Here is a 14,302-nt window from a genome sequence, read left to right on the forward strand (position 1 = left end):
AGCGACGATCTTTCCAAAACTTGACCCGGATCCGTTCCCGAAAAAGGTTTTCATTTCATCACCCTAGCATCAATCGACCACGATTTTCATAAAATGCCAGATACCGGCGGCATCATTGACTGACCAGTCCTAACGGTGATCAAATTGACACGGGTTGAGTCAATTTTGGACTAATTCTTTAATGAAAGGTTAACTTGTCGGCTTTGCCGTCAAACTCAGCAAACTCTTGCTCTGAAGCGGCCAATGCCATTAGGTGCGCCAGGCAGGCAAACGCAGGCGTAGACAGAAGGAACCGGCATGATCAGATCCATGACCGCATTTGCATCGGGTAAAGGCGCGTTGGGCCCGCATAGCTGGACGTGGGAACTGCGCAGCGTCAACGGCAAGGGTCTTGATCTGCGATTGCGGATGCCGGACTGGCTAAGCGGACTTGAAGCCGCCTTACGGGCAGAACTGTCAAAATCGTTGAGCCGGGGAAACGTAACCCTTTCTCTGCGGCTGTCTAAAGACGAAACCGCACCTGATCTGATGCTGAACGAAACCGCAATGTCTGCGGTGCTGGATGCTTTGGTGCGAACTCAGCAATTGGCGTCGGCGCGTGATGTGACACTTGCCCCATCTTCAGCGGCCGAGTTGCTATCGCTCAAAGGTATGTTGGATGCAGGCAGTGATATTGACGACCCCGCGCCTCTGGTCGCGCACCTGGTGGTCGAGTTTAAGGACGTCCTGAGCGATTTCATCCAAATGCGGGAAAGCGAAGGTCAGGCATTGTTTCGGGTCTTGGGTGGACAGCTGGACCAAGTTGCCAGTTTGACCGACCAGGCCGCAGATCTTGCTGAGCAGCGCAAAGACAAAATGGCAGAGGCCCTGCGCGAAAACCTGTCGCGGGTTCTGGACAACGCGCAGGGGGTCGAACCCGACCGGGTCGCGCAAGAACTGGCGTTACTCGCTGTCAAAGCCGACATCACCGAAGAGGTCGACCGCCTGAAGGCCCATGTAAGTGCAGCTCGGGACCTATTGGCGCAGGATGTTGCGGTCGGACGCAAGCTTGATTTCCTGATGCAAGAGTTCAACCGTGAGGCCAATACATTGTGTTCTAAGGCGCAAAGCGCTGATCTGACGTCGGTGGGGCTTGAGTTGAAGGCCGCAATAGATCAGATGCGCGAGCAAGTGCAGAACGTGGAATAACGACAGGAGCCCCAAATGGCGGATCGACGCGGCCTTCTCATCATTCTGTCCTCGCCTTCAGGGGCAGGGAAATCGACGCTGGCCAAAAGGTTGATGCAATGGGATTCGGATCTGAAATTCTCGGTATCGGCCACCACTCGCGCACCACGACCGGGCGAGGAACACGGCCGCGAGTATTATTTCCTTTCGGAGGATGCGTTCAAACAGCAGGTTGCCGACGGACAAATGCTGGAACACGCGCATGTCTTTGGAAATTTCTATGGCTCACCTGCCGGTCCGGTGCGTGAGTCGATCGAATCCGGCAAGGATGTTCTGTTCGACGTAGACTGGCAGGGCGAAGTACAGATCCGAAACTCGGATTTGGGCAAGCACGCGCTTTCAATATTCATTCTACCGCCCTCGATCCCGGAACTGCGCCGCCGACTTGAGACGCGCGGGCAGGACAGCGACGACGTGATTTCAAAACGGATGTTAAAAAGCTGGGATGAGATCAGCCACTGGGGCTATTACGACTACGTATTGGTAAATGATGATTTAGACTCGACTGAGGAAAAGCTGAAAACCATAGTCAGCGCCGAGCGGATGCGCCGCATCCAGCAACCCAGCCTTCAGAACCACGTTCGCAACCTGCAAAATGAATTTGAGGAACAATCATGACCATCTACGCCTTGGGGGATCACGCACCGCAGCTTCATGAGGATACGTGGGTCGCACCTGATGCAAATCTGATCGGGAAAGTGGTGTTGGAAGAGGGGGCCTCGGTTTGGTTTTGCAGCACACTGCGTGCCGATCACGAGGAAATCCGTGTAGGCGAGGGCAGTAACGTTCAGGAAAACTGCGTCATGCATGTCGACCCGGGTTTTCCGCTGACCATTGGCAAGAACTGTACGATTGGTCACAAGGTCATGCTGCACGGCTGTTCGATTGGCGAAAACTCCTTGATCGGAATGGGGGCCATTGTTCTAAACGGGGCCAAAATCGGCAAGAACTGCCTGATCGGAGCCGGAGCCCTGATCACTGAAGGTAAGGAAATCCCCGACAACTCGTTAGTCATGGGTTCGCCGGGTAAGGTCATTCGTCAGTTGGATGACGCGGCCGCGCAGAAACTGACGCTCAGTGCGTTGCACTACCAAAGCAATATGCGCAAATTCCGGGACACCATGAAACGGGTCTGAGTGCCTGCAAGAGTTGACGTCCATGTCCGAAAACCTTCTTGCCGAATTCGTGTCGGCCATTCCCATGCCTGCTTTGCTGGTCGATCAGACCGAGCGGATCATTGCTGCGAACACGGACGCCACGACGATGTTGGGCAAAAACATCGAGACGCGCCACTTCGCGACGATCCTGCGGCAACCGCAGGTTATCGACGCGATGGAACAGAGCTTGCGTTCGAAAGGCACCACTAGAACCCGACATCTGGCAAATGACGGGGCGCAGGATACAACCTTCGAAGTTGAATGCCGGTATATGAACGGGGTGGGGGCCGTCTCGGGCGGGGCGGTTCTTGCGACGTTTCAGGACGTGACACATCTGGAACAGGCCAGCCAGATGCGACGAGACTTTGTCGCCAATGTCAGCCACGAGCTGCGCACGCCGCTAACGGCTTTGATGGGGTTCATCGAAACGCTACGCGGACCCGCACGCGATGATGTCGCCGCCCGGGACAGGTTTCTGCAGATCATGACCGACGAGGCCAGCCGTATGAACCGTCTGGTCGACGACTTACTTTCACTGAACCGCGTGGAAAGTGAAGAACGGGTGCGCCCGAAAGAGCAGTTGGAACTGATCGGGCTGTTGCAATCCATTATCAATTCCTTGCGCCCCCTAGCAGAGGACGCGGGCGTCGAGCTGGTTCTCAGTGAAACGCACGGGCCTGTGTCGATAGTTGGCGACAGCGATCAATTACGGCAGGTTTTTACCAACCTGATTGAAAACGGAATAAAGTATGGCGGCAGTGGTGGGCGTGTGGACGTTCATGCAACGGCCTCGGACCGGGATACGGCGATGCGGGGACCCGCAGTGCGGGTTCAGGTGATAGACAAAGGGCCGGGCATTGATCCCGTTCACCTGCCGCGCCTGACAGAACGATTCTATCGCGCGGACAGCCACAGGTCGCGGCAACTTGGTGGAACAGGGCTGGGGCTGGCGATTGTGAAACACATCGTGAATCGCCACCGCGGGCGGCTTAGGGTCGAAAGCGACTTGGGGAAAGGCTCTGTTTTTACTGTCATTCTGCCCCGATGACATCAAGTTTATGATACCCCTGAAAGTCCCACGTGGTTGTCTGCTTTCTTTACGTTTACGCTGGGTCACGTTGAAACAAATTCAGTTGTCATAAAACCGTTACAAACTTGTCACAAAAGGCTTACGCGCGGCTTCTAGGGGTTCGCCCAAGATCATCATGGGGGTGATCATTTGTTATCTTTCTCAAGGAGACTGAGATGTCCTTTGTAAAACTGTCGGCTTCTGCTCTGGCGATTGCTGCCGTTTCGGCCACTACTGCTGCTGCACGTGATCAAGTTCAGGTTGCCGGTTCCTCGACCGTTCTGCCTTACGCCTCGATCGTTGCCGAAGCCTTCGGTGAAAACTTTGACTTCCCGACACCGGTTGTTGAATCGGGCGGTTCCTCGGCTGGCCTCAAGCGCTTCTGCGAAGGTGTTGGCGAAAACACCATCGACGTGGCCAACGCATCGCGCGCCATCCGCGAAAAAGAGATCAAAGCCTGCGCCGAAAACGGTGTAACCGACATCATCGAAGTTCAGATCGGTTATGACGGCATCGTTTTCGCATCCGACATCAACGGCAACTCTTTCGAGTTCACGCCGGAAGACTGGTACAAAGCGCTGGCCGCGAAAATCGTCGTAGACGGTGAAGTTGTCGACAACCCCAACAAGACCTGGGCCGACGTGAACCCGGACTTCCCGGCGCAACCGATCGCAACCTTCATCCCGGGCACCAAGCACGGCACCCGTGAAGTGTTCGAAGACAAGGTCATCCTGGCAGGTTGTGAGCACCTGGGCGATTTCGAAGTGTTCAAGGCAGCAGCCGGCGACGACAAGAAAGCAGCCGAAAAACAGTGCATCGCGATCCGCACCGACGGCGTGTCGGTCGACATTGACGGCGACTACACTGAAACTCTGGCACGTATCGACAGCAACAAAGACGGCATCGGCGTCTTTGGTCTGGCGTTCTACGAGAACAACACCGACAAGCTGCAAGTTGCGACCATGTCCGGCATCGTGCCTTCGACCGAGTCGATCGCAACCGGCGAATACCCTGTGTCGCGTCCGCTGTTCTTCTACGTCAAGAAAGCCCATATCGGCGTGATCCCTGGCCTGAAAGAGTATGCTGAGTTCTTCGTCGCAGACGAGATCGCTGGCCCCGACGGCCCGCTGGCCGAATACGGTCTGGTTTCGGATCCCGAGCTGGTAAAAGTTCAGGAAGCTGTTGCGAACGAAACCGTTCTGGGCGGCGGCTCCTAAGCCTTTAACACTTTAGAACCGGGGCGTTTCGCGCGCCCCGGTTCTTTTTGACTCCACCACTGCCATCCCCACGGAGTTCCCATGGCATTATCCTGGCTGTTGATCATCCTGCTTGCACTGGCAGTGATCGGATTTTTCACGGGCCGGTCCCGTGCTTTGGCAAGTGCCGGAGGGGATGCGCGTGATCTGCACTCACTGCCGTCCTACTATGGCTACAATGTCGCTCTGACGGCGCTGGTCCCTGCCATCGGGGTACTGATTGTCTGGTTGCTGGCGCAACCTGTTTTCGTGAACAGCACCGTGACGGGCATAATCCCCGACAGCGCGATCCCCGAAGGGTCCGACCGGGGCCTGATCATGAGCGAGGTCCGCCGGGTGGCGGATGGTCTTGAGGGCGCGGTGGCCGTCGGTGCCTTGACGCAGGCGCAGGCTCAAGACGCAAATGCTGACATCGCGCAGCTGACCCAAACGCTGAAAGACGCAGGGCAGGTGCTGACGCAGGATATCACGCAACCCATTCTGGTTGCTGCACAAACCTATCGCAGCATGACCGGAACCGGTTCGGTGGCGATGCAGGTGATCGTGCTCGCGGTCGCACTGTTGGGCGCGGCCTTTGCCTATATCCGTACGCACAAGGAGTTCCGCGCGCGTAACGTGGTAGAACAGGGCGTTCTAGCGCTGCTGCTGCTGGCTGCGTCCATCGCGATCCTGACGACCGTGGGCATCGTTCTGTCGATGCTGTTCGAGACGATGAACTTCTTCCAGCTGCATTCGTGGAAGGATTTCTTCTTCGGCAGTACCTGGGCCCCGAACTTCCGAGGGGGCTCGGAACTATCAATCCTACCGCTGTTGTGGGGCACGCTTTATATCTCATTGATTGCGCTTCTAGTGGCGGTTCCAATCGGCCTGTTCGCAGCGATCTACCTGTCCGAATATGCATCGGGTGCGACCCGCTCGATTGCCAAACCGTTACTGGAAATCCTCGCCGGTATCCCGACCATTGTTTACGGTCTGTTTGCCCTGCTGACAGTTGGCCCCGCGCTAGTGTCAATGTTCGGCGAAGGCGGTGCATTCGGAGTGGGCTGGATGGCCAGTTCCAACGCGGTTCTGACGGCGGGTCTGGTTATGGGCATCATGCTGATCCCATTCGTGTCGTCGCTGTCCGATGACATCATCAACGCGGTACCCCAGTCGATGCGCGACGGCTCGTTGGGTCTTGGCGCGACGCACTCCGAAACCGTCCGTCAGGTGGTTCTGCCGGCCGCACTGCCGGGGATCGTGGGTGCGATCCTGCTGGCCGCCAGCCGCGCTATCGGTGAGACGATGATCGTTGTGATGGCCGCCGGTGCAATCGCCAAATTCTCGGGCAACCCGTTCGAGGCGATGACCACCATCACAACCCGGATCGTCAGCCAGCTGACCGGCGATACCGACTTTGCCAGCCCCGAAACGCTGGTAGCCTTCGCGCTGGGTCTGACCTTGTTCATCATCACGCTGGGGCTGAATATCTTCGCCCTCTACATCGTGCGCAAATACCGGGAGCAGTACGAATGACCGATATTTCCCAAACCCCCGGCGCAGCACCTGCGGCACATTCCAAACACGGATCGCTGTTCGAAAAGGATGCCCGTACCAAAAAACGCAATGCGGCTGAATCCCGGTTTAAGATGTATGGGATTGCTGCCATCGGTATCGGCCTGCTGATGCTGATCGTGCTTGTCACAAACATCGTGACCGCGGGCACCGGAGCGTTCCAGCAGTCTTTCCTTGAGCTGAATGTTGAGCTGAAAGAAGACAAGCTGGACAAGAAGGGCAACCGCAATATCGAGGATATCAAGAAGGTCTCGACCTTTGGCTACGCGCCGCTGATCGCCTCGGCGATTGAGATGGAAGTGCAAGAGCTGGGTATCCAGACCGATCTTTCGCCCAAGGACATGGGTAAGATATTGTCCAAAGCCGCACAGGCTGAACTGCGGAACTATGTGATCGCAAACCCTGATGAGATCGGCAAAACCGTCAGCTTCCGCTTTCTGGTCAACAGCCGCGTCGATGGTTACATGAAGGGCCGCGTGACCCGCGGCTCCATTGCCAATGACAAAAGCATCACGGTGGCGCAGCTGGATTTTGTCGATCAACTGCGGGATGCGGGCGTGCTGTATAAGGCGTTCAACCCCGATTTCATCTTCGGCTCTGACGCCTCCGACCAACGGCCCGAGGCCGCGGGGATCGGCGTGTCGATGCTGGGCTCTCTGTTCATGATGTTCGTCGTGTTGGCTTTGGCGCTGCCGATTGGCGTCGCGGCCTCGATCTATCTTGAGGAATTCGCGCCGCAGAACCGGCTGACAGATATCATCGAGGTGAACATATCCAACCTCGCCGCCGTACCGTCGATCGTGTTCGGTATTCTGGGTCTGGCTGTCTTCATCAACTACATGCACCTGCCGACCTCGGCGCCGCTGGTTGGCGGTTTGGTGCTGACGCTGATGACGTTGCCGACGATCATCATCTCGACCCGCGCGTCGCTCAAGGCGGTTCCACCATCGATCCGCGATGCGGCGCTGGGGGTAGGAGCCTCGAAAATGCAGGCGGTGTTCCACCATGTTCTGCCACTGGCCGCGCCCGGTATCCTGACCGGTACGATCATCGGTCTGGCGCAGGCGCTTGGCGAAACCGCGCCGCTGCTGCTGATCGGGATGGTGGGCTTTATCGCCTCGAACCCGCCCGACGGGCTGGTGGCGGGCTTCCTGTCTCCAAACTCGGCCATGCCTGCACAAATCTACGAATGGTCGAAACGCGCCGACCCGGCCTTTTACGAACGCGCATGGGGGGGCATCATCATTCTGTTGATCTTCCTTGTGACAATGAACACCATCGCGGTCATCCTGCGCCGCCGCTTTGAACGCCGCTGGTAAGGGGCTTATTATGAACGACATGACACGAGTGGAGAGAGCCGTGGACTCCAAAGCCATTAAAATCGCCGCGAACAAGGTTCAGGTCTATTACGGCGACACCCACGCCATCAAGGACGTGGATGTTCAGATCGAAGACAAGACCGTGACCGCCTTTATCGGTCCGTCGGGCTGCGGCAAGTCCACCTTCCTGCGCTGCCTGAACCGGATGAACGACACGATCGACATCTGCCGGGTCGAGGGCGATATCCTGCTGGATGGCGAGGATATCTATGACAAACGCGTTGACCCGGTTCAGCTGCGCGCCAAAGTGGGCATGGTGTTCCAGAAGCCGAACCCATTCCCAAAGTCGATCTATGACAACGTGGCCTATGGCCCCCGCATCCACGGCCTTGCCAAGAACAAGGCGGAACTGGATGAGATCGTTGAGAAATCCCTGCGTCGCGGTGCGATTTGGGATGAGGTCAAGGATCGTCTGGACGCCCCGGGAACCGGCCTGTCAGGCGGTCAGCAACAGCGCCTATGTATTGCCCGCGCCGTCGCGACCGAGCCTGAGGTTCTGCTGATGGACGAGCCGTGCTCGGCCCTGGACCCGATTGCAACTGCGCAGGTTGAGGAACTGATAGACGAACTGCGCTCGCGCTATTCGGTGGTGATCGTGACCCACTCGATGCAGCAGGCCGCGCGGGTCAGCCAGAAAACCGCATTCTTCCACCTCGGCAACCTTGTCGAATTCGGCGAGACGGGGCAAATCTTCACCAACCCCGGAGATCCCCGCACCGAAAGCTATATCACCGGCCGGATCGGCTGAGGACAGGTATCAGACCATGAGCGAACAACATATTGCATCCGCATTCGACCGCGACCTCGAGGCGATTCAGGCTCATATCATGAAGATGGGCGGGCTGGTCGAGGCCGCCATCATGAGCGCCGCGAGATCACTGGAGACCCGAGACGAAGAATTGGCCCAAGAAGTCCGGCAGGGCGACAAGGCCATCGACGCGTTGGAAGAGTTGATTGACGAGGAAACCGCGCGTCTGATCGCGCTGCGAGCGCCGACTGCGAGCGACTTGCGTCTGGTCCTTTCTGTCTTGAAAGTGTCCGGTAACCTTGAGCGCATCGGTGATTATTCCAAGAATATCGCCAAACGGACGACGGTACTGGTCAATGCGGGCGAGATCAACGGCAGCGCCGCCGCCCTGCGCCGCATGGCGCGCGAAGTCGAGCGGATGCTTCGCGACGCTTTGGACGCTTATATCCAGCGCGACGCGGAACTGGCGACCGACGTCATTAACCGCGACGAAGAAGTGGACCAGATGTATAACGGGTTGTTCCGGGAATTTCTGACCTTCATGGCGGAAGACCCGCGCAACATCTCGTCCTGTATGCACCTGCATTTCATCGCAAAGAACATCGAACGCATGGGTGACCATGTCACCGCGATCGCGGAGCAGGTTGTCTATCTGGTGACCGGCGAACGCCCGACCGAGACCCGCCCAAAGGCGGACACGACGTCCCAAATCCCGCAGGAGATCTGATCCATGTCTGCAGATCAGCCTACAGTTCTGGTCGTTGAGGATGAGCCAGCACAGCGTGAAGTGCTGGCCTATAACCTCGAGGCAGAAGGGTTCCGCGTCTCCAAGGCCGCCAGCGGTGACGAAGCCATGCTGCTGGTGGATGAAGACAGCCCGGATATCATCGTGTTGGACTGGATGATGCCCAACCTGAGCGGAATCGAAGTCTGCCGCCGCCTCAAATCACGCCCTGACACACGTTCAATTCCGATCATCATGTTGTCGGCCCGCACGGAAGAGGTCGACAAGGTTCGTGGTCTGGAAACCGGTGCGGATGACTATGTGGTCAAGCCGTACTCGGTGGTCGAACTGATGGCCCGTGTGCGCACGCAATTACGCCGTGTGCGCCCGGCGACTGTTGGCATTCGGCTAGAGTTTGACGATATCATCCTGGACTCGGAAACGCATAAAGTCAGTCGCAATAGCAAGCCGCTGAAACTTGGCCCAACCGAATTCCGGCTACTGAGCACGTTCATGGAAAAACCCGGCCGTGTCTGGAGCCGCGAACAACTGCTCGACCGGGTGTGGGGACGCGACATCTATGTCGATACACGCACCGTGGACGTGCATATCGGTCGCCTGCGAAAGGCTTTGACCCAGCATGGCGGTGCGGACCCGGTCAGAACTGTTCGTGGCGCAGGTTACGCGTTGGGGTAGGGCGCATGTTACCTTATGAGTTTTTCTCATAAGGTATTGCCAAACTCTTTCTGTCTTTTACCTGTCGGTAAAGCTAGGTTGCGTCAAACCTGACAGAGCGGAGATGGACCATGAATGCCCCCGATACCAAACCGACCCTGCGCGCCAAGGATGCTCCGGACATGGGCCGGTTTGCTTGGGACGATCCGTTCCGGCTGACAGATCAGCTTACAGAAGATGAACGCATGATCGAGGCCAGCGCGCGGGCCTACGCGCAGGAAAAGCTGCAACCACGCGTCACTGAGGCATTTCAGAATGAAGAAACGGACCCTGAAATCTTCCGCGAAATGGGCCAGATGGGCCTGCTGGGAACGACGATCCCCGAGGAATACGGCGGGCTAGGGGGCGGGTACGTCTCATACGGCCTTGTTGCGCGCGAGGTCGAGCGTGTCGACTCGGGTTATCGTTCCATGATGTCGGTCCAAAGCTCGCTGGTTATGTACCCAATCTATGCCTATGGCAGCGAAGAGCAGCGCCGCAAATACCTTCCGAAACTGGCCAGCGGCGAATGGATCGGCTGTTTTGGCCTGACCGAGCCTGATGCGGGTTCGGATCCGGCCGGTATGAAGACACGCGCCGAGAAAATTGATGATGGCTACCGTTTGACCGGCAGCAAAATGTGGATATCGAACGCGCCCATTGCGGATGTTTTCGTAATCTGGGCCAAGTCCGACGCCCATGATGGGAAAATCCGTGGATTTGTCCTGGAAAAGGGGCTGAAGGGTCTGAGCGCGCCGAAGATACAGAACAAACTAAGTCTACGCGCCTCGATCACCGGAGAAATCGTTCTGGACGGCGTTGAGGTGGACGAGACTGCACTGTTGCCGCATGTTCAGGGCCTAAAAGGTCCGTTTGGTTGCTTGAACCGCGCACGCTATGGCATCAGCTGGGGAGTTATGGGGGCCGCTGAATGCTGCTGGCACGCTGCGCGTCAATATGGGTTGGATCGCAAGCAATTCGACAAACCTTTGGCCCAGACACAATTGTTCCAGCGCAAACTGGCCGACATGCAAACCGAAATTGCACTTGGGCTTCAAGGCAGCCTGCGGGTTGGGCGTCTTATGGACCAAGCCGAAGCTGCGCCTGAAATGATCTCGCTCGTCAAGCGCAACAACTGCGGTAAAGCTTTGGACATCGCACGGTTGGCGCGGGACATGCATGGCGGCAACGGAATATCGCTCGAATTCCAAGTGATCCGGCATATGGTGAACCTCGAAACCGTAAACACTTATGAAGGCACCCATGACGTCCACGCGTTGATCCTTGGGCGCGCACAAACGGGCTTGCAAGCCTTCTACTAAATATCGCGTAATTGGTATTATGGTAACTAAGTGCGTGGAATGAAATGCAACTTTTCATTCTTTACCAATACCATAGGATCACGAATTGAACCCGTGGCTCTGGAGTGATTCATGAAACTGAATGACAAAACCGTCGTTATAACAGGTGCAGCCGGTGGGATTGGCGAAGGTCTCGCCCGTCGATTTGCTACCGAAGGTGCGACGGTTGTTTGCTCGGATCTCAATCATGCCGGCGCTACGGACATTGCAAATGAGATTGGTGGCCACGCATTTCACTGCGACGTATCCAGTGAAGCCAGCGTCAGAGACTTAATCAATACCGTCGAAGAAGACATTGGACCCATTGATCTTTTCTGCGCGAATGCCGGTATTTTGACGTTAGGAGGTCTGGATGTCCCCGACGAGGACTGGGACAGGATCTGGAAGATCAATGTCATGTCTCACGTTTGGACCGCGCGCCATCTGGTGCCGCGCATGGTGTCGCGTGGCGGCGGCTACATCCTTACGACTGCGTCTGCAGCCGGATTGTTGAATCAGCCCGGCGCAGCACCATACGGCGTCACCAAACACGCCGCCGTTGGTTTCGCCGAATGGCTGTCTTTGACATATGGTCACAAAGGTTTGCGCGTGTCTGTCTTATGTCCTCAGGCCGTCCGATCCGATATGACCAAAGGTCATGAGACCTCGGTAGCCTCAATCGATGGCATGCTTGAGCCGGAGGACGTTGCTGATGCCTGCGTCAAAGGCATAGAGGCCGAGCAATTTCTGATCCTTCCGCATCCTCAGGTGTTGGAATACATCCGACACAAAGCCGGAGACTATGAGCGCTGGCTTGGCGGAATGCGGAAGTTAAACCAAGTGTTTATCGAGAATAACTAAACTGTCCTCTTGGCTTTGCGCATCAAACCTTCTTGCGCAACCGAAGCGACCAGTGTGCCATCTTGAGAATAGATTGATCCACGGTTGAAGTTGCGCCCTCGCCCGGTCCAAGGCGAATCCATCGCATAGAGATGCCAGTTCTCAAAATGAACAGGTGCATGGAACCAAAGCGCGTGGTCCAGGCTGGCACCATTCACTTCGCCGGTGAACCAGCTTAACCCATGGGGGCGCATCCCCGAGCTCATCAGATACATATCCGACGCATAAGTCAGAAGGAGTTGTTGTGTGATTTGATCTGCTTGTGCTGCGGCATTCATCCGAAACCATACCTGATTTCGATCGTCGGACTTTTCCGGCGCAAAAGGATTTAAATGGCTTGCCTCACGAACTTCGATCGGACGCTCTCGCAATAACTCACCCTGCAGTTTTTCAGGAACAAGATCGACATACTTGTTCCTCAGATCAGTGCGCGCTGGATAATTTTCAGGCGCCTCCATCGTAGGCATTGGGTGGTGATGATCCCAACCTTCATCAACGATATGAAACGAAGCAGACATGTTCAGAATCTGTTTGCCATGCTGTATGGCGACCACGCGACGGGTTGTGAACGAACCTCCATCTCGGGCGCGATCTACTTGATAAATCACGGGAATGCTTGGATCACCCGGCCTTATGAAATAAGCATGAAGCGAATGGCATAGCCGATCATCGACGGTCCTGTACGCTGCGGCAAGGGCCTGCGATACGACCTGCCCGCCAAAGATCCGTTTAGGCGTTTCACCGCCGGAACCGGTGCCGCGATACAAGTCAACCTCCAGCCTTTCGACATTCAACAGGTCCAGCAGAACGCGTTCGGCTTCGGTCATGACAGCTCTCCGATTGAGTCGTGTGAAACAGGTATCAGCGCTGTTCCGATCAATCAATCATTGCCCCTAGGACAAGCGCCTTGAGCTCAGCGCGTGACGGATAAGAGCTGGATGGCGAGAGCTGAGTAAAGAACACGGCAGTGAGGTCATTGACCCGATCCAACCAGAAGAATGTCGAGGCCATACCACCCCAACTGAAATCTCCGACCGAGCCCGGAGTGCGTGTGCGGCCGGGGTTCATAACTACTGCTCCACCCAGACCGAACCCGGTTCCCTCCATCGGTTGTTCGGCGAAACTCTGTGGGCCCATCGATGCAATGTCACCCGGTAAGTGATTGACCATCATGAAGTCTACAGTTTTTGGCCCCAGCAGACGCTGCCCATTCAGGCTGCCTCGGTTTTTGAGCATGTCCGCAAATTTTGCGTAATCGTCAATCGTTCCAACCAGACCTCCTCCGCCCGAGAATGTGGTGGTTCGTTCAAACGGCGATGCGCCCGGTTCGTCCACCAGTCTCAGAGTGTCCGTGCTTTCTTTGGTGGCGTTCAGCGCCATGGCGTCGCCGGAAAGAGGTGTGTAGAGCGACGCAAACCTGTCCCCTGCCCCTTTGGGAACCTTGAATCCCGTCTCGGTCATTCCCAACGGGTCGAATATTTGAGCCTGGAAGAACTTGTCCAGCGGTTGGCCAGATACGATTTCGACGACGCGGCCCAAAACGTCTATCCCGACTGAATATTCCCAAAGGGAGCCCGGCTGAAACGCGAGCGGTAGCGTCGCCAATTCACGTACCCGGTCCTTAAGGGGGCCTTGGTCAGCTGAAAAGATGAGATCCATCTCATTCATTGCTGCGGGAAGGACACCAGGGTTGAACGGATAGCTGAGACCGCTGGTATGGGTCAAAAGATGGTGCAGTGTCGGGGGTTGCGTATCCTCGGTTTGATCCAGACGTTCGGCACCGGGGATCAGCGCCTGAACATTCCGAAATTCGGGAATTAAGTCTGACACTTGCCCATCTAAGTGGATCAACCCTTGTTCAACCAACATCATAATAGCGACCGATGTAATGGGTTTTGTCATCGAATAAATGCGAGCGATCGTATCTCTTTCGAATGGCAGGTTTTGCTCTTTGCTGCGGTGTCCGGCAGCATGGAACAGAACCTCGTCTTGCCCTTGGCGCAAGAGAAACGAGCTGCCGGCATATTTACGGTCATCCACGTAGCGCTGCATCCAGATCCGGATACGATCCAATCGATCGGCGTCAAAGCCAGGCGGACAAATCATAGGGGCTAGGTCTCCTGAAATACACGTGCCTTACACTGCGCAAGGACGCCCAAAATGAACAGCGAAATTCAAGCAAACCCATTTAGACTGGGCTGAATACTGCGGCGAGATGGTAAGCTCGTCACACA

14 protein-coding genes are annotated in these 14,302 nt (G+C 56.3%); 12 read left to right on the forward strand and 2 right to left on the reverse strand.

From position 1 onward, the window contains the following. Positions 1 to 309 precede the first annotated feature (309 nt). From ABWV79_RS00760 to ABWV79_RS00815, 12 genes are all read left to right on the forward strand, one after another. On the forward strand, positions 310 to 1,188 hold the full coding sequence (locus ABWV79_RS00760) for a YicC/YloC family endoribonuclease (protein WP_353389726.1): 879 nt from the start codon (positions 310 to 312) through the stop codon (positions 1,186 to 1,188). A gap of 15 nt (positions 1,189 to 1,203) precedes the next feature. Next, a complete protein-coding gene (gene gmk, locus ABWV79_RS00765) occupies positions 1,204 to 1,845 on the forward strand; it encodes a guanylate kinase (protein ID WP_170354167.1) in 642 nt (213 codons plus the stop codon). After that, positions 1,842 to 2,363: a gamma carbonic anhydrase family protein gene (locus tag ABWV79_RS00770; RefSeq protein WP_353389728.1), complete on the forward strand. Its 522-nt coding sequence runs from the start codon at positions 1,842 to 1,844 to the stop codon at positions 2,361 to 2,363. The genes gmk and ABWV79_RS00770 overlap by 4 nt, the downstream gene beginning before the upstream one ends. Before the next feature lie 22 nt (positions 2,364 to 2,385). After that, positions 2,386 to 3,432: a PAS domain-containing sensor histidine kinase gene (locus ABWV79_RS00775; RefSeq protein WP_170354169.1), complete on the forward strand. Its 1,047-nt coding sequence runs from the start codon at positions 2,386 to 2,388 to the stop codon at positions 3,430 to 3,432. A 197-nt stretch (positions 3,433 to 3,629) separates the two neighbouring features. After that, positions 3,630 to 4,670, forward strand: a complete 1,041-nt coding sequence (locus ABWV79_RS00780) for a substrate-binding domain-containing protein (RefSeq protein ID WP_170354170.1) — start codon at positions 3,630 to 3,632, stop codon at positions 4,668 to 4,670. Between the two features lie 81 nt (positions 4,671 to 4,751). After that, positions 4,752 to 6,224, forward strand: a complete 1,473-nt coding sequence (gene pstC / locus ABWV79_RS00785; protein ID WP_353389732.1) for a phosphate ABC transporter permease subunit PstC — start codon at positions 4,752 to 4,754, stop codon at positions 6,222 to 6,224. Further along, positions 6,221 to 7,582: a phosphate ABC transporter permease PstA gene (gene pstA / locus ABWV79_RS00790; protein WP_353389734.1), complete on the forward strand. Its 1,362-nt coding sequence runs from the start codon at positions 6,221 to 6,223 to the stop codon at positions 7,580 to 7,582. The genes pstC and pstA overlap by 4 nt, the downstream gene beginning before the upstream one ends. 10 nt (positions 7,583 to 7,592) lie before the next feature. Beyond that, entirely contained in the window at positions 7,593 to 8,390 is a 798-nt protein-coding gene (gene pstB / locus ABWV79_RS00795; protein WP_353389736.1) for a phosphate ABC transporter ATP-binding protein PstB, read from the forward strand. A 16-nt stretch (positions 8,391 to 8,406) separates the two neighbouring features. Further along, positions 8,407 to 9,117 carry a phosphate signaling complex protein PhoU gene (gene phoU, locus ABWV79_RS00800; RefSeq protein ID WP_353389737.1) on the forward strand — a complete coding sequence of 237 codons (711 nt, stop codon included), beginning with the start codon at positions 8,407 to 8,409 and terminating at the stop codon, positions 9,115 to 9,117. Between the two features lie 3 nt (positions 9,118 to 9,120). Continuing rightward, on the forward strand, positions 9,121 to 9,810 hold the full coding sequence (gene phoB, locus ABWV79_RS00805; protein WP_170354175.1) for a phosphate regulon transcriptional regulator PhoB: 690 nt from the start codon (positions 9,121 to 9,123) through the stop codon (positions 9,808 to 9,810). Between the two features lie 110 nt (positions 9,811 to 9,920). Next, complete coding sequence (locus ABWV79_RS00810) at positions 9,921 to 11,150, forward strand: acyl-CoA dehydrogenase (protein WP_353389739.1); 1,230 nt, start codon at positions 9,921 to 9,923, stop codon at positions 11,148 to 11,150. A 111-nt stretch (positions 11,151 to 11,261) separates the two neighbouring features. Continuing rightward, positions 11,262 to 12,029 carry an SDR family oxidoreductase gene (locus ABWV79_RS00815; protein WP_353389742.1) on the forward strand — a complete coding sequence of 256 codons (768 nt, stop codon included), beginning with the start codon at positions 11,262 to 11,264 and terminating at the stop codon, positions 12,027 to 12,029. Here the strand turns inward: ABWV79_RS00815 and ABWV79_RS00820 are convergent. Both ABWV79_RS00820 and ABWV79_RS00825 read right to left on the reverse strand, forming a co-directional pair. Further along, on the reverse strand, positions 12,026 to 12,895 hold the full coding sequence (locus ABWV79_RS00820) for an acyl-CoA thioesterase (protein ID WP_170354178.1): 870 nt from the start codon (positions 12,893 to 12,895) through the stop codon (positions 12,026 to 12,028). The two genes, ABWV79_RS00815 and ABWV79_RS00820, sit on opposite strands and share 4 nt — an antisense overlap. A gap of 49 nt (positions 12,896 to 12,944) precedes the next feature. Beyond that, positions 12,945 to 14,174 (reverse strand): serine hydrolase domain-containing protein, encoded by a 1,230-nt coding sequence (locus tag ABWV79_RS00825; protein ID WP_353389746.1) that lies wholly within the window; start codon positions 14,172 to 14,174, stop codon positions 12,945 to 12,947. Positions 14,175 to 14,302 lie beyond the last annotated feature (128 nt).

The organism is Ruegeria sp. HU-ET01832 (genome assembly GCF_040371315.1).
Lineage (GTDB): Bacteria > Pseudomonadota > Alphaproteobacteria > Rhodobacterales > Rhodobacteraceae > Ruegeria > Ruegeria lacuscaerulensis_A.